The sequence below is a fragment of the Pseudomonas sp. PGPR N4 genome (genome assembly GCF_059693665.1).
In genome coordinates this window covers 1,234,399-1,249,640 of the sequence record NZ_JCAUKV010000001.1, presented here as the reverse complement: position 1 = coordinate 1,249,640, position 15,242 = coordinate 1,234,399, and the positions used below count along the sequence as shown (strand labels likewise).

The window sequence follows — 15,242 nt, the reverse complement described above, 5'->3', positions numbered from 1 at the left end:
TGGCGCGCGGGGCCACGCTACGCCCAACGCGCACCTAGTACAGCCGGGGTGATCTGCTCATGGGCGCACAGTTGCTCCACCAAAGCGTCGCTAACCTTGCCACCGCCATATTCACGCAGCATCTGCTTGCGTTGCGCCAAGGGTGGGTTGGGCACTTCAATTACCAGATCCAAGCGCCGTATGTGTGCAGCGTCGATCGCTTCGATGCTATTGCTCAGCCAGAAGCATGGCAGAGCGTTTTCTTCGAGCATGAGGTTGATCCAACCTTTTTGCGAGCGGTTACTGACAGCAGCTTCCGCTACCTGGAAGATGTCTTCGATCTCGTCGAGCACCAGCACGGCTCGTTGCTAATGCAGCACGCTGTTGGCTGCGCGCAAGGAGCACAGGCGTTGTTTGGCCGAGACGGGGTCACCGGCGCTGTTGGTGCAGGCGACTTCATAGAGTGCGCTGTCCAGCCGGCTGGCGATTAGGTGCGTCAGTTGCGTCTTGCCAGTGCCGGGAGGGCCGTACAGCAGTACGTTCACGCCGGCTCGCGCCTGGGCAAGGGATTTGCTCAGGTAGCGTTCGGCGATTACCAGTGGCTGCCTGATATGGCTGTAGTGTTCCCAGCTCAAGGTGCCGGGCGGACTGGCGCGGAATGCATAAGCAAACAGGTCCAGTGGCGTCCCTTTGCTGAAACGCAGCAAGCCTGGCAGGTCCGGATTGCTGATCGATAGCATCGAACTGAGCGCCATCGCCGCACGGTTGCTGGAGCTGATATCCAGCAGCCCGGTGCGCATCAGTGTGCTGGCATGCGCAAGGCACGACTCTACCTGTGCAAGGGGCAGGGCCAGCAATACGGACAGCACTTTCAATGCCCGGTTGAAGCCCAGCATGTCCAATCGGTCGGTAGCGTCATTAAGCGTCGGATCGCTGTGCATCAGCACGCAGAAGCCCAGCACCTGTAGCTCGGCATCGGGCAACGCCAGCAAGTCACCCAACGCTTCGAGGTTGCTTGCAGGATTGTCCGGGTATGGGGTGCTTGGGTGATCTTCCGGAAAGCTGCGGGCACATTTTCGTAGCGTCGTCAGGGCTAGGGATGGGTTGTAACGGTCATCGTCTACCCATTGGGTGAGGCCCAGCTCATGGGCCAGGTCATCGTCATTGAAGCCGTGTCGGCCGATGAAAGTGCGATGTCCACCCAGCTCTAGCAAGAGCTGGAAGCTCCACTTGATCGACAGCGCGCAAGTATCTACCGCACGGTAGCTGCCGTTTGCGAAAGGGTTTAGACGGGCGGCCATACTGATCTCCTCTTGCTGTAGAGCCGTTAGCTTGGTGTAGAGGGTAGTCAGAATGTGTCGTCTCTATCGCCGCCAGCGAAAAAGATGGCATATTGCCTGTATTTTTGATTTGGTCAGTCCAATGGTTGCAGACCACGACGTAGATTGTCGGGATCAGATGCAATGATTGCCATGCGTTGGGTCTTTCTCAAGGATGTGTGTTGATGCTTACCGTTCTATCCCTGCTCGATGACAGGTTGCGTCCGAAGGGATCCAGAGACCCCTTGGCCATCGAGTCCATCTGGAGCGCTGTGGGGCGCAAGCTAGTAGGTAACCTGACCACGGTGACCAGTCGCGCTGACCATTTCATTGTGGCTCTCCTGGCCTGCCGTTATGCCCATGAAGGTTCCAGATCCCGCTCCCTCGACGGTGTACAGGAACGTTATGCCAGGGCCGAGCAACTGGCCGCCTACCTGCGACTGGAAGCCTCTTTGGAGGCCAGTCTGTTGGGTCGCCAGCTAGCCGTTGCCAATTTCAGGCGCGACTCGATGGCGCTGGGCATGCACAAGAAAGCCCAAATCCTCAGCAATCAACTCAGCTACGGGCTATGGGGACTGTACTCCTCGGCATTGCAGGAAGCCGGCCTGATCAAGGGGAGCGACAGGCGCTTGACCAGCGCAGGGATCGCCCTGACGGATGCCTTGCTGGAGACATTTGGCCTATCGCAGTGGCAGCGTTTCGGCGAGTTGGCGACTCAGGGTACGGTAAGAAAGGAGCAGTTGTCGCAACTGGCTCGCCGCTTTGCGGCCCTGTTCAATGACCAGGGCATGCGTAAAAAACTGGTGTCGGCGCTGCTGCGGTATGCCGGCGCGCGGCCCTTGCAAGTGGCGTTGTATGAGGCGGTTCAGCACTGGTTGGCCGTTTCCGCTGAGCCATCTGCATCCGTTCGCTCATTCGCCCGGTGGGCGGTGGACGCCCATCAGGTCGATGCACAGGTGCAGGACGTCTTGAAGCAAATCCTGTTGTTGCAACCGGTATTGGTATTCGCCAACACCGTGGTCGTCTGGTTGCAAAGGCAGAACGGGCGAGCCCGCAGTGAACTGATCAACGACCTACACTCGCGGCTGGGTGAGCCATTTCTCCACCCGGGTTGGGACCGGCCCGGTTTGCCTCATGCCGGCTTCCTCCATGATTTGACCGATGCCGCCAATGACGGGGATGCGGGTCAGGTCATCGACCAGCTCATGGCTCAGAACGCGGCCGTGACGGGCGCACGAGGCGGTGCGGCCTGGCTTCATTGGGAGGGCGACAGGCTCAGGGTCAGGGTCCCTGTCGATCGCGCCAGCTTGCCTGAGGATCTGGCTGCACATTGTCATGAGGCGTGGGACTACAGCTTTTTCCTCCGCGCCTTCCTCGCCATTGCCAGGGCCGAACACGCATGAAAGCACACACCATCAGTGACGCGTTTCGCAGTTGCATCGGTGAGCGTGAAGTGAGCTTTGCCTTCTTCACGACCTACAGTTTTGAACCAGATTTTTTTGAACTCGAAGTCATTCCCTTGCTCCTGGGCGATCAAGCGCTCTCAAGTCAGGATGACATTCGCTATGTCCAGTTGCAGGCCTTGATGCAGGACAAGGCCCGGCGTTTCGCCGTGGCCCATGACGTGGATGTGTTCAATCCTGCCGCCGGAAGTCGCCTGGAAGTCGACTACTTGCCCATACGGGTCGGCAATGGCTGTCAACATTCTAAGCTGACGATCCTTGTGGTTCAGGGGGAGGATGACGATGCGCCGGTTATCGTATTGGCGGCAGGGTCATTCAATCTGACCAAGGCGGGGTGGTGGGACAACATCGAGGTTGGCCACTTTGTCGAACTTCGGGCGACCCGTGCTCCAGGCAATATCCTTGAGCCGCTGCGTCGTGCATTGCAATTCTTCCAGGCCGCCACACCGACACCGGCTCTAAACGGTATTATCGAGGTGCAGGCAGGGTGGTCGCCGAGTGCCGATGATCCTGACTGCAGCTTTTATTTCTCAGGGGCGGCACCTGAGCGCCTGGCATTTCTCGACTTCATTCATCAGCACCTGCGAGCGCCATCGGCTGCGAAAGCGTCTGGCACGCTGGAAATCATCAGCCCGTTTTTCGGCGAGACGCCCACCTGTGGCAGTACGCAAGAGCTGATGAGAGAGTTTGCGACAGTGCGCCTGTTGCTGCCCTATGACGAAGAGCGGCGTGCGTTGGTCGATCCGGCAGTGTTCAGTGCCTTCCACGTGGATCAATGGTGCGACTGGGCCGGGCATTGGCACAACAGCCACAAGGTGCACGACAAGCCGTTTCGTCGTCTTCACGCCAAGATTTTTCAAGGGCTGGGCAAACGGCCCTGGCAATTCGTCGGTTCGGTGAATTTCAGCCACAAGGCATTTCAGGTAAACGTCGAGTCAGGGTTCCTGCTCCAGGGGCGGGACCTTGTGCCGTTGCTGGCACCTTCGCCGGTCAGCCTCTCGGGGTTTGCGGCCGACCCTGGCCTGCAAACCGCCGAACCACTGGACGGGTTGACGATGCCCGTTTTGCGCCTGGCCTACGACTGGGAAAGTCAGGTGCTGGAGGTTACGGCTCAGCAGTCGATCAGCGGCGATCTGGTGCTTCTGGACAGCTCGCAACGCAGCATCGGCACCCTGGGTTTCGATCGGGCCGGGCAGATAGCGCAGCCGCTGCCGGCGTTACGTGAGCAATTGCAGCGTTCTTCACTGCTCAACGTACGCTGGCAGTCAGGCACCGATCGCGTGGAGCGTTGGCTGATGGTCTCGCAGTACAACATCTACCGTCGTCCCAGCCATTTGCCGGCCATGGACCTGCAAAGCCTGCTGCGTCTGTTCATCGAGATGCGCTTGAGCAAGAAGATCAGCCGGTTTGGCGAGTTGGCCCGGCAGCTGCTCAGCAGGCGTCGCGCCAACGACGTGGTGGATGAACAGTTGTCGGAAATGGTGGATGAGGGGGAGGGCAGGAGCTTTATCTCCGAGTTTTCACAGGTCAACAGTGCATTCTGGCAACTGGAACGCACACTGGCGCTGGCTGAGGCCGAGGGCAATCATAAAAAGCTGGCGTATTACCTCGCAGGCTGTCAGCCCGATTCCTTGCAGGCCATGCTGGACAGCGTGAAGGATGGCGGCGGCGATGAGGAAACGCTGGTTGTGCGCTATTTGACGCTGGTCAGCATGCAGAGCGTGTTGAACCGGTATCCGGAGCACAGTTGCGTGACCCTGGTCAGGGGCGTAGAGGCAGTCATCACCGAGCTGGAAAACGACGAGCTGCTGGGTAACCTCGACGAGGCCGAAGGCAGGCGTTTTCTTGACTGGTTCAGGGCTCAATTTCAGCATCCCTTGAGCGCTGCGAATTCACGCAAGAAGGATGTCTCCCATGCAGCGGATCAATAAGGCCACGGCCGAGGCCGTTATTGATTTTTCAGGCAACAACCGCGACCTCCAGGGGCTGGCCGAGCAGCAGCTGCTGGGCGCCGTCGCCTTGTACAACAAGCTTGCGGACCACCGGGTAGCCTACCTTGCCGATGAGGTCGGCATGGGCAAGACATATATAGGCCTTGGTGTGGCTGCCTTGATGCGGCATTTCAACCCTGGTCTGCGGGTGCTGTACCTGTTGCCGAAAAACAACGTTCGCGACAAATGGATCAAGGATTATCGAGCGTTCGTGCAAAGCAACTATCGGCTCGATGACCTGGCGGTCAAAGGACTGGGCGGCGGTCCGGTCACGCCCTTCAAGGACTGTCGGAACCTGTCCGAGCTGGTGCAGACCGTCGCCAGTGGCAATGAGCGGGATCTGTTCCTCTGCACCTCGATCTTCAGCTTTGCGCTGGGCAACACGGTTGCCCAGGTGCTGAACAGCTCCCGGCAGTTCGAAGAATTGATGCCGCAGTATCGGGACCTGATGGCCCCTTTGGTCAGGCAACTGAGGGCCATGAGCGGTAACAGCAAGCCTGCTGAGCTCAAACGCAAGGTCAAGGACGTCTGGATGCAGGCGCTCGGCAAGATGCTGCCGCGCTTCGACCTGGTGGTGGTGGACGAGGCGCACAATCTGCGTGCCGGCCGTGAAAGCAGCGACCGTAACCGCTTACTGGCGACCTTGCTGGGCGACAACCGGCGGATCAAGCGTCTGTTGCTGCTGTCGGCGACGCCATTCGATCGCGACCTGGGTCAGTTGCGTAACCAGCTCGCATTGTTCGGCTTCAATCGCCAGGCAGACCTGCCTCAGGGGAGCGATCCGGCCGAGCCCGACATGCATGCGGCGCTCAGTCGCTTGCTGGTCCGTCGACTCAATACCCTCACCCTCGACCAGGTGGCCCACACGCGCAACATGTATCGCCGCGAGCATCGCAGCGGGGAGGCTGCGCAGGTGAAGTTGACTGTTGCGCAAAAGCTGTTCGCCGCGCTGTTGCAGAAGAAGGTCAGCGAGCATCTGCGGGAGAACTGCTCGAATCGATTTGAGCTGGGGATGCTGGCTTCGTTCGAGAGTTATCTGCCAGGCAAAAAGAACCAGCCCGTGGAGTTCGACGGTCATGAGGCCATCAGCGAAGGCGATTCGTCACGCGATGCGGCAGACCGCAGTGTCGTCGAATACCTGGTGGACGATTACGAGAAGTCCTTCAAGCGCAGGCCGCCGCACCCCAAAATGGACAGCGTGTGCCAGCAGACACACCGGTTGGCGTTTGTCGAAGGCAAGAAACAATTGATTTTCGTCCGCCGTGTACGCAGCGTCTCGGAGCTTAAGTTCAAACTCGAAGAAGCCTACGACCACTGGATCGGTGACTACATCGGCGGCGATGATGCCGTTGCCAGGATTTTCCAGCGATACCGGGCGCGCACAGTCGAACGCAGTCACTCGCTCATTGAGAATGAGGCCGCCGACGGGTTCGAAGCGTCGGCCAGCAGCGACAATTTCTTTACCTGGTTCTATCGAGGACAGAATCCTGAGCTGGACGGCGACAAGGGGCTGGGGCCGTTGCCGTCCTACTTCCGTAGCACGCTGTTGCAAAGCCGCTTGTTCGAGGCGAACTGGGTCTCCCTGCCGGGCATGCCAGCGGTGAACTCGTTGACTATCGACTGGGGCGTGATTGGCAAGAGCGAGTCGGTTGCCAGCCCTGGCCAGCGTTATCGACTGGCGCTGTATGCTTATCTGCGGGCCGTCGCCGAGGGAGGGGACGGGGCTGCGACGGTCGCAAGGCACGTGCTGAATGTACTGTTCGAAGGGTTTCAGGCCATGTGCGACCTCGCTGAGCCTTCAGCGCTTGCCCGTGAGCTTGCGCGTTCAACGCTCTGGGACAGCCTGCGAGGCTATGACGAGCTCAGGGGCCTGGCGCCGCAATGGAGCGCCGAGACATTCACCCAACTGGCCACGTTGAACAGTGGTGAGGTCGACCGGCTACTACGCAGGCTGAGTACCCACCAGGAACTGCTGGGGGTGCTATGCCGTGTGGATCATCCTTTCATCGACCTGTATTCACTCAGGCACGCTCGCAGGGAACGGGACGGTGATGCAGATGGTTCGTTCATCGCGGCACTGGCCGGGCTGTTGACGGTTCAACAGGCAGACCACACCCCGTTCAGCAGCTACCAGATACTGCGCGACACCGCCCAGAACCTGGACCTGTTGATCAAGCTCAATTTTCCTGAGGTGTACTCCAGGCCGGTGAGCGGCCTGACCAAGTACCTGGCCAGCCAGCTCCGTTCCACATCACCCATTCGCGGTGCGACCGGTGAGAACAGCGGCAGCCGTACAGCGATTGCCGCGCTGTTCCGCATGCCGGGTTATCCCCGAGTGCTGGTATCTACCGATGTCTTTCAGGAAGGTGAAGACCTGCATACCTTCTGCGACAGCGTCGTCCACTACGGTATTTCATCCAGCCCTATCGCCCTAGAGCAAAAGGTCGGTCGTGTTGACCGGGTCGGCTCGCTGGCGCATCGACGCATGCATTCGGCCGGTGCCGGTTATGCCGAGCATTTCATTCAGGTCGGCTTTCCGCACATCCGTCAAAGCATGGAGTTCTATCAAGTGCGTCAGGCTGCCGCCAACATGAACGCCTTCATTCAAACGCTGCATGCCGTGGGCCAACAAGGTCCGTGCTTCAAGCGCGAGCTGGAGCTGCATGAAGAGGTGGTGGACCAGGCCCCCGTGCAGCCGCAGATCCTTGATTTTCTGACCAGCCATTATGAAATCACGGACAATGATATTCAGGGAGATGACTGCAGTCGGGCAATAAGCAACCAGGCCGATGCCATGAAGCGGCGCCTGGCTCATGTCAAAACCCAGTTGGGGGCCACGCTCAGGGATCTGACGGGTGATCCGCAGCTGTTCGTGAGGGAGGCTGGCGACGGGTGGCACTTGTCCACGACGGGTCTCAAGCCCCCACACGCTGGCGTGCCGTGCGTCACGGTGCGCAGCGCCGTTGGCATGGCTGAATTGCTGGTATCGGCGACCTTGCCCGGTGAGATCGAAGACCCGGGCGATATCGACAGCCCCATCGGGCGTGTGCGCTTTGTTCAGGCACTGCAGGCCGATCCGTTCAGGCGCCTGTCGCAGGTTCCGGGCACCGACAGCTCAAGGCGACTGGCGGTGCAGTACAGCGTCGACAATTACGCGGGCAGCGACGGTGTGCTGATTGGCGACGAAATTTTTGACGTCTATCAGCGTGCCTCAGGTACGCGGCCTGCGTCCAGTAAATGCCCCGAGCAAACGGTGCTGCGTGTCCACGAGATGGTGGACAGGCTGGTACATGACACGGAGCGCATGAGTGTGCGGCGTCTATCGACCTGGCGGCTTGAGTTCTGTTTCAAGCTGGAGGGGCGATACCAATTGGTCCGATGGGGGGTCAAGGGGCAGTACGTGATGTTCAGCGCCAAGGTGATCAACCGTAAATGGACCCGAAAACTGGCCACGTTCAAACGGTTCAGTCAGTCCCCCCTGGTTGAGCACACGCTGGGTCGCAACGCCCGTTTTGAACTTGTGGACTTTCATGTCGACCAGGATGAGGAGCTGAGCGTACGCGCGTGCCACCCGGTGCAACACCTCAATGAAGAAGAGCTGATGTACATCGCCCATCAGGTCGCGTCCCAGGCCGACAGGCTGAAGCACATACTGATGGGGCGGGAAGGGGACATCGGCGGCGACGACTGATCAGTGCGAGTGGCTTTCGTGCGCCGGGCGTTCGTATTGGTCCAGTGCATTGCGCAGTGTCTTGTACACCTCGGTACGAAGTTGAGCGGGAGCCAGCACCTCGATGTCTGCCGCATTGCTGAGCAGGAACAGGCGTAGCCCTTGGGTGTCGTCCAGCCGGCACGTCAATATCCATCCCTGTTGATCCTGCGTCATGACCTGACTGATAGACAATGGGTTCTCGGTGAGCCGGTTGTGGAGATTGGGGCTCAACCTGAGTTTCAGGTCGACAGGCCCGTCGCCATGGATCGTCATCAGGTCCCGCTGTGCTTCCGTTGACTGGTGATCGTAGCCCGGTGGTTCGGCGATGCTGGCCACCGTCGTGCGGACGCTGACCACGCGGTGGAGCATGAGTGCGCAGGTGGTGCCTGGCCCGTTGCTGCTGTACTTGCCACGAGGGGCTCCCGCTTCAGGCGTTTTGTTTTCTGGCCACTCCTCGCTGTCGACGTATGCCGTCAGGTAGACGTTCGAGTCCTGGTAGGAGAGCGTCAACGGCTTGAGCAGGTAGGTGCAGGTTACGTCGCCGGCTTCTCGTGGCCTGTAGACCAGCTCCAGAGACTCGTCATTCCTCATGGCATTCTGGATGGTCTCGAGGTGTTCGGTGTTGTAGTCCCCCGGATTGAGCACGGTAAACCGGGTTCCTGTCCTGATACGTCCTTCGGCCAGCAGGTTGCGTCTGGCGCCGGCAACGACCGAGTCGGCGGCGTAGTTGCGCAACGTGGCCAACTCGCCCAGCGCAGCACTAAATCCGAAGCGTTCTGCATGCTGGAAGATGGCGGTGAGCGTCATGGACTCTGCAGGCGAAAGGACCAGGTCGAGGCTCGCGCCGTTGAGCTTCCAGTAGCGGGCCCTGAGGTCTTTTCTCCCTTTCGTGACCTCCGTTATCACTTTCTGCCTGGCCAGGGTTTCAAGGTCACGGCGGGTTGTCCTGCTGCAGTACTGCGGATAGGACGCTTCCAGGGCCGCATGAATCTTCTTGGTCGTCAGTTCGCCCCCGGCACGATGAAGAATATCCCTGATGAATTTGCGGCGTTTCTCGCGATTGGGTGCGGTGTATTTGGCGGCAGCCAATGGAATTTTCCTCGCGGGCAAAATACGGACAAAATAGTGTCGTATCGGTAGATACCATTCTTCTCGCTGGCACGCAATTCTGCGCTGAGCGCCAGCCCACAGGAGTAATGATGAAAGCCAAACAAGCCCACGCCACCCTTCCTCACGTCCCTGAATTCATAGGCTGGCTCGCGACCGAACTGGACTCCCCGACCCTGGCCAAGCATGCGTACGTCGATCGCCGCACGGGCAACGAATGGTCCTGCGACAGCCTCTACGGTGCCTACCAGGCCTACGCCTGGAATCATCCTGGCAACGCCCGTCTTTCGTTCAATCCTGGCGTGGACTCGGTCAGCAACTCGAATGCACTGGAGGCTTTGCGCCGCGATCTGCTAGCCGCTGGCAGCGACGATGATCTGATGCTGCAAAGTGCACTCGATGTCATGGCCTGGGGCGGTGTCACGGCACGCAACGCCCAGTGGCTCAAGGAAAACAAGGCTGGGCTGGGGCGCATGGTGCAGGATGTGAAAGCAGCGTTGATCAAGAAGGACCCCGATGCCCCGATCCTTCGCGCCAAAACCCTGCGGTTCAACTCCGGGATGACCAAGATCTACTCGCTCGTGTGCCCTGATTTTGTGATCTACGACAGTCGCGTGGCCGCGGGCCTGGGCATGCTGGTCGTGCAGTACTGCAAAGCGAAGGGGCTTACCAAGGTGCCGGCGGGTCTGAATTTCCCTTGGGCAGCGGCAAAAGAGGGGGCTAATACGGTTACCCCGAAGAACCGTAACCCCAGCGTCGGAACGCTTCAGTTTCAGCGGCTTCGCTCGGGTTCGCACCATGCGCGCTGGAACATGAATGCCAGCTGGATTTTGAGCCAGGTTGCCTGCCATGTGCTCAACGCCGGCAACCCGTTCCGCGTTGGCGCGACGTCTGCCCAGACCTTGCGTGCCATCGAACAGGCGCTGTTCATGATCGGTTATGACCTGGGGGCTGCCACGGCTGCCGAGTGAGCGAAGCGTGCTGTTCGGTTCAGTCATATAACCAGGCTTTGAGCTCAGCAAGATTCTTCACCATGATCTGCTGGGCTTCCGGTTTCGGGTCCAGGTTCTTGGGGTCGATCTGATACCGCTGCAAAACGTACTTCACCAGGGCCTGGCGGGTCACGATCTCCAGCCGACCATCTTCCATGCCGTAGTCATGGTGAATGATCGCCTTCTGTGCCTCGCCCAGGCGTGAGTCCGGTTCAATGATCACTGACACTTCGGTATTCCAGGCCTGGTCCTTTGCGATGTCATTTCCGTTGCTCTCCAGCAGCCCGGGCTCTCCTCGCATACGGCTGAGCACGAAGTCGCGATAGGCCCCGTTCTTCTCGCAGTAAGCGCGAACATGCCAGCGCATTCCGGTGTACACCAGCGTGTGCGGCTCGATGATCCGCGTTTCCGGCTTGGGATTGGCAAGCGAGACGTACTCCATCTCAAGGCGCAGGCCTTCCCGACAGGCTTTGAGCAGCGGCCGCAAAATCTCGGGTTGAACACTGCGATCGGGCACCTGAAGCACGAGGGTATGGGCATACGCCAGCTTCAGTCCTTCGACGTGTGGCGCTCGCTCGTTGTTCTGTGAAAGCAGGTCGAGGTAGGCGCTTGCACTGCGGTCGATGAAGCACGGCTTGAACGAGCGCGTCGGCACGTACCCCTTGATCTGCTTGTCATATGTCAAGTTTCTTGACGCATGCTCGGTGATGTAGGTGTTGATGTCTTTCGAGGCTTGCTGGCGGCTGATACCGAAGCTCTGCATCAAGTGACCCGTGGTCAACCGGCCCTCCCACCAGGCCACGGTCTCGATCAAGCGATAGCGAAGTGCCAGGTCCCAGCGGACCTGCGAGATGGATTGTTTGCGTTTCATGGCGCCTCCGTGTGAGCGAATACTTTACCTGTACAAGTCCACACTATAGACCTGTCGTTAAAAGCGACATATCGTTTTTGTGGTGTTTATTGCAAATGGCCACATGAAGGGGTGGTGAGATATGGATATGTATGACTGGGTGGCAGTGGGTGCGCTGGTACTGATGGGCGGGATCTTGCTGACGCTGCTGGTGCAGTACCTGCGGTTGCAGGAGATCTGGCAGACCGTCGGAAAGTGCCGGGAGTCGATGCGCTGGGCACGGATCTGTGAAAGTGAAAACCGGGAGCTCAAGAGAAGCCTGCGCGTCCAGCAACGGCTCAATGCCCACCTCCTGCAGCGCATGCGAGCCCTGCAAGGTACTGCGCCCAGGCTGCCCAGCAAGCTGCGATGAACAGGCAAGCCGGGCGCCGGCTAGAAACGAACGCTCGTGAAGGCCCCGACTGACAGGGGTGATTGGCTAAAGTTTTGCGGCGTGGCGCCGATAGCGTGCCGAGAAACTATGACTGCTGGCAGCGGCTTGCCTGGACGGATTTCGAGGGGTGGTTGATGGAAAGCGAAATTGATATCAATGGGGACACTGAGCTTTTGCAGCTGCTCAGTGACGCGGATCCAGCTGATGTGTCCGCTTTAGTCGACTTCTTGACCGACTCGGGCAAGGGGCGGTTGTCGATGGCAAGTGAAGTGCGCGAAGCACTTGAGTCGGCGAAAAAGAAGAGCAAGTTTTCCAGAGGCGTACTGTTGCTGCTAATTCGTGAGCTTCAGCATTATGGCGGCAATAGCATCGTCAACCTTTTCCGTCGCAACGGTGTGCCCTATGCCGAGATCGTCGCCGACGTGCTTAGCCATGTGGGTGGGACGAGCAGTAAGGACGAGCCGGTGACGAGCCTGGAGCTCAAGGTGCTGGAGAAGTTGCTCTCTCAGGCCTGGGAGAAAATGTCGCCGCAAGAGCAGGCCGATTTCTCCAAGGGCTTCCAGAATGAGATAGGTGTGCTAGGCGTATCGTTCGCCGCGATTCAGGCAGCCATACGACGCGGTGGGCCTGCCGCCATACAGGCCGCGCTTCTGGCAAACAATGCGTTCGCCCGGTTGGCAATGGGCGGCGCTTTGGCTGCTGGTGCCAATATCATCGCGGGGCGGGCAGCCGGGCTGGCATTTGGTCCTGTGGGTGTGGCACTGACGGGTATTGCGGGGGCTCACACCCTGGTGAGCCAGGCCTACCGGGTAACGGTGCCTTGCGTCGTGCAGATCGCCTACATCCGGCAGAAGAGCGCGCTGGTCACTTGTTCCGCCTGTAAGGCGGGCAGTACGCGTGGCACCCGATTCTGCGGCGAATGTGGTGCGGCGTTGGCGCAATGAACAATCCAATCTGAATCTGGAGCCCGTGATGGAAAACAACCTCCCAGTACCCAGCGCCGCCAATAGCGAGCAAGCGACCTGGTTGATCGGGCGATCTGCCGAGCAGCCCCTGATGAGTGTCCAGCTAGCGACGGAGCAACTCATTCCCGCTGGCGCCAAAAAGGTCGATGCTGCCAGCTTGGGCATCGACCGATTGGGTCCATTGCTGCAAACACTGCCCAATCTGATTGTCGCCAAAGACGTTGCTCAGTCTCGTTATATGCAGGTGGTCATCGATGGCCCTCTCGCCTCGGTCGCCAATGGCGACGGCTATCGCGCTTTCTCAATCCAGGGCGGAAGGATCCGCGAGCATGCGACCTTGTTCGAACCTGAACGGCTCAAGCAATTGGTCAGCTCTGCTGCGATGTTCCAGATCGCGTCTGCTGTCGTGGCGCAAAAGCATTTGGCCGATATCAGTGCCAAGCTCAGCGAGATCCAGGCGGGGGTGGAGGGCATTGCCAGGTTTCAGGTCGAGGAGCGCAAGTCCAAGGTCAAAGGAGCGCTGAACTACCTCGGGCAAGTCACGCCTCTGGTGCTGGCCGGCGAGTCGAACCCCGCGATCAGGCAGAAGCTGGAAGATATCGAAGTGGATCTAGGCGCGATCCATGATCACTTGGAGGGCGAGCTGGTGGCGCTGGCCAAGCGAGCTGTGGAGCACAAAGCGCCGGGTCTTTTCGAAACCACGGCGGGATTGACGGCAGCCTTGAAAAAGATGCAGAGCGAATCCGATGAGCGAGCAGAGGAGTGGAAGCTGTGTATGGGAACCCGGTTGGTGGCCTGCCGGCTGTTGGGCTCATTCCCTGGAGAAGCTGCCGTGGTTAAACAGCGTCAGGCGACGCTCGACAGGGTGGCGGCTGACTTCCTGGGGGCGCATGGGCACTTGTCCACCTTCAAGGGCGCTGTCGAGGACCGAGTCAACAAACTCTCCTCTTACCTGGACTCCCAGTCCACGATCCAGGCAAACCGCTTGTCCTTGAGGGAGTGGGAGGAGGAGACGCTGCCCGTGTTCATGGCGAGCGCAAAAAGCGATATCGGGAAGATGCAGCAATTGCTGGTCGAGCAGCGATCGCCCGTTATGTTGACGATAGAGATGCGAGGTAATGAGGTGGTTGGAGCTTATCAAGCCTCTGCCACGTGACAACTAAGCGGTAGTGGCAAATGGCTATTAACCATAGTAGTCTCGCCAGCACTTTGATGTCAAAGCGCTGTACTGTCTGAAAGCTTCACGGATGAACATGCATTGGATACGTCAGCGAGGTTCTTTGGTAGTCATGTCCTGGGCCGCCGAAGGTTCCGGCTTCAAGTGCCCGATATCAGCCCTGGATACCTTCGGCCTCACCAGCGGACCGCCCTCTGGTGCCTTCTGCGTTCAGCTCATCACCTCTTCATCATCCGCGCGCGGTTTCAGTCGGTAGAACGACTGTCTCCACGCGTCCCCATGTCTCACAGGCTAACTCCATGCACGATAACTCTCCTGGCCAGAATCCGGCGCCACCACGCGTGGCCGATCCCGCTAATAACGCCCCGACCTTCACGCTCAGGCCAACACGTTTCACGTTGAACGATGATCTGGTGCTGTCGGCCAGGACACGTCTGCAACTGGACGAGTGTTTGGCGCGCCTGCGCTTTCATCGCACGATCTACCAGGACTGGGGCTTCGCTGCCGTCGACCCGATGGGCATGACCGCCATCCTCAACTTCTATGGCCCGCCCGGTACCGGAAAAACCCTGTGCGCCGAGGCCCTGGCCGGTCAGCTCGGGTTGCCGTTCATGGCGCTGGGAATTGCTGAACTGGAAAGCAAGTTCATGGGCGACACCGCGCGCAATATCCAGGCAGCGTTCGCTCAGGCGACCGAGACCGGCGCGCTGTTGTTCTTCGATGAAGCCGATACCTTGCTCGGCAAGCGCCTGTCTTCGGTCACCCAGGGGGTCGACAACGAGGTCAATGCCATGCGCTCGACACTACTGATCGAGCTCGAGCGGTATGAAGGGATTGTGGTCTTCGCCACCAATTTTGCCGGCAACTACGATGAAGCGTTTCGCAGTCGCATCGGCTATCACATCGAGTTCAGTCTGCCCGACCTGGCTGCCCGCGAGCAGCTGTGGTCGCGCTTTCTGGTCGAGCAGATTCCCCTGGGCTCGCCGCGCGATCTGCTGTTGACCGAGGCGGCCATGCAATCGGAAGGGCTGTCGGGTCGAGAGATCCGCACCTGCATGCGCCTGGCGCTGCCCAAGGCCTTGCTGACGGCTGAGCAGCAAGGCAGCCCGGCCCAGTTGCAGATGGCCCATATCCAGCTGGCCATCGACGAAGTACAGACCGCCCAGCGGCAGGTCGCCACCCACACCAACCACTCCACCAAGGATGCCAAGCGGGCCAAGGCCCTGCTGGGTATCGACTGACGACATCACGAGG

At 59.4% G+C, this 15,242-nt stretch carries 12 protein-coding genes; 8 read left to right on the top strand and 4 right to left on the bottom strand.

What is annotated here, in order from left to right; translation table 11 throughout:
- Positions 1-17: 17 nt before the first annotated feature.
- On the bottom strand, positions 18-332 hold the full coding sequence (locus AC58X1_RS05560) for a hypothetical protein (protein ID WP_313326134.1): 315 nt from the start codon (positions 330-332) through the stop codon (positions 18-20).
- A 15-nt stretch (positions 333-347) separates the two neighbouring features.
- Positions 348-1,280, bottom strand: a complete 933-nt coding sequence (locus tag AC58X1_RS05555) for an AAA family ATPase (protein WP_497428486.1) — start codon at positions 1,278-1,280, stop codon at positions 348-350.
- A 203-nt stretch (positions 1,281-1,483) separates the two neighbouring features.
- On the opposite strand from AC58X1_RS05555, the gene AC58X1_RS05550 reads away from it, so the two are divergent.
- Genes AC58X1_RS05550 through AC58X1_RS05540 form a run of 3 tightly spaced genes read left to right on the top strand, consistent with a single transcriptional unit; the run spans position 1,484 to position 8,443 of the window.
- The gene (locus tag AC58X1_RS05550; protein WP_476219153.1) at positions 1,484-2,701 is read left to right on the top strand and encodes a hypothetical protein; all 1,218 of its coding nucleotides are present in this window, start codon (positions 1,484-1,486) and stop codon (positions 2,699-2,701) included.
- Positions 2,698-4,692: a phospholipase D-like domain-containing protein gene (locus AC58X1_RS05545; protein ID WP_476219155.1), complete on the top strand. Its 1,995-nt coding sequence runs from the start codon at positions 2,698-2,700 to the stop codon at positions 4,690-4,692. Before AC58X1_RS05550 ends, AC58X1_RS05545 begins: the two co-directional genes overlap by 4 nt.
- Positions 4,676-8,443, top strand: coding sequence for a DEAD/DEAH box helicase (locus AC58X1_RS05540; protein ID WP_497428485.1), 3,768 nt, complete (start codon positions 4,676-4,678; stop codon positions 8,441-8,443). Before AC58X1_RS05545 ends, AC58X1_RS05540 begins: the two co-directional genes overlap by 17 nt.
- On the opposite strand, the gene AC58X1_RS05535 is transcribed toward AC58X1_RS05540, so the two are convergent.
- Positions 8,444-9,553 carry a helix-turn-helix transcriptional regulator gene (locus AC58X1_RS05535; protein ID WP_497428484.1) on the bottom strand — a complete coding sequence of 370 codons (1,110 nt, stop codon included), beginning with the start codon at positions 9,551-9,553 and terminating at the stop codon, positions 8,444-8,446.
- A 110-nt stretch (positions 9,554-9,663) separates the two neighbouring features.
- On the opposite strand from AC58X1_RS05535, the gene AC58X1_RS05530 reads away from it, so the two are divergent.
- Positions 9,664-10,542: a hypothetical protein gene (locus AC58X1_RS05530; protein WP_064590736.1), complete on the top strand. Its 879-nt coding sequence runs from the start codon at positions 9,664-9,666 to the stop codon at positions 10,540-10,542.
- 19 nt (positions 10,543-10,561) lie between these two features.
- On the opposite strand, the gene AC58X1_RS05525 is transcribed toward AC58X1_RS05530, so the two are convergent.
- Positions 10,562-11,434, bottom strand: coding sequence for a helix-turn-helix transcriptional regulator (locus tag AC58X1_RS05525; protein ID WP_064590733.1), 873 nt, complete (start codon positions 11,432-11,434; stop codon positions 10,562-10,564).
- A 121-nt stretch (positions 11,435-11,555) separates the two neighbouring features.
- Here AC58X1_RS05525 and AC58X1_RS05520 point away from each other — a divergent pair, with 121 nt between their 5' ends.
- The 4 genes from AC58X1_RS05520 to AC58X1_RS05505 all read left to right on the top strand — a co-directional run bounded on the left by AC58X1_RS05520 (position 11,556) and on the right by AC58X1_RS05505 (position 15,229).
- The gene (locus AC58X1_RS05520; protein ID WP_064590730.1) at positions 11,556-11,825 is read left to right on the top strand and encodes a hypothetical protein; all 270 of its coding nucleotides are present in this window, start codon (positions 11,556-11,558) and stop codon (positions 11,823-11,825) included.
- A gap of 155 nt (positions 11,826-11,980) precedes the next feature.
- Positions 11,981-12,790 carry a hypothetical protein gene (locus tag AC58X1_RS05515; protein ID WP_497428483.1) on the top strand — a complete coding sequence of 270 codons (810 nt, stop codon included), beginning with the start codon at positions 11,981-11,983 and terminating at the stop codon, positions 12,788-12,790.
- A gap of 28 nt (positions 12,791-12,818) precedes the next feature.
- Entirely contained in the window at positions 12,819-13,967 is a 1,149-nt protein-coding gene (locus tag AC58X1_RS05510) for a hypothetical protein (protein WP_313326142.1), read from the top strand.
- 320 nt (positions 13,968-14,287) lie between these two features.
- Positions 14,288-15,229 carry an ATP-binding protein gene (locus AC58X1_RS05505; protein ID WP_497428482.1) on the top strand — a complete coding sequence of 314 codons (942 nt, stop codon included), beginning with the start codon at positions 14,288-14,290 and terminating at the stop codon, positions 15,227-15,229.
- Positions 15,230-15,242 lie beyond the last annotated feature (13 nt).

Coding starts and splice junctions, on each gene's coding strand:
- AC58X1_RS05555 (WP_497428486.1), bottom strand. CDS start 1,280: ATGGCCGCCCGTCTAAACCCTTTCGCAAACGGCAGCTACCGTGCGGTA.
- AC58X1_RS05550 (WP_476219153.1), top strand. CDS start 1,484: ATGCTTACCGTTCTATCCCTGCTCGATGACAGGTTGCGTCCGAAGGGA.
- AC58X1_RS05545 (WP_476219155.1), top strand. CDS start 2,698: ATGAAAGCACACACCATCAGTGACGCGTTTCGCAGTTGCATCGGTGAG.
- AC58X1_RS05540 (WP_497428485.1), top strand. CDS start 4,676: ATGCAGCGGATCAATAAGGCCACGGCCGAGGCCGTTATTGATTTTTCA.
- AC58X1_RS05530 (WP_064590736.1), top strand. CDS start 9,664: ATGAAAGCCAAACAAGCCCACGCCACCCTTCCTCACGTCCCTGAATTC.
- AC58X1_RS05525 (WP_064590733.1), bottom strand. CDS start 11,434: ATGAAACGCAAACAATCCATCTCGCAGGTCCGCTGGGACCTGGCACTT.
- AC58X1_RS05520 (WP_064590730.1), top strand. CDS start 11,556: ATGGATATGTATGACTGGGTGGCAGTGGGTGCGCTGGTACTGATGGGC.
- AC58X1_RS05515 (WP_497428483.1), top strand. CDS start 11,981: ATGGAAAGCGAAATTGATATCAATGGGGACACTGAGCTTTTGCAGCTG.
- AC58X1_RS05510 (WP_313326142.1), top strand. CDS start 12,819: ATGGAAAACAACCTCCCAGTACCCAGCGCCGCCAATAGCGAGCAAGCG.
- AC58X1_RS05505 (WP_497428482.1), top strand. CDS start 14,288: ATGCACGATAACTCTCCTGGCCAGAATCCGGCGCCACCACGCGTGGCC.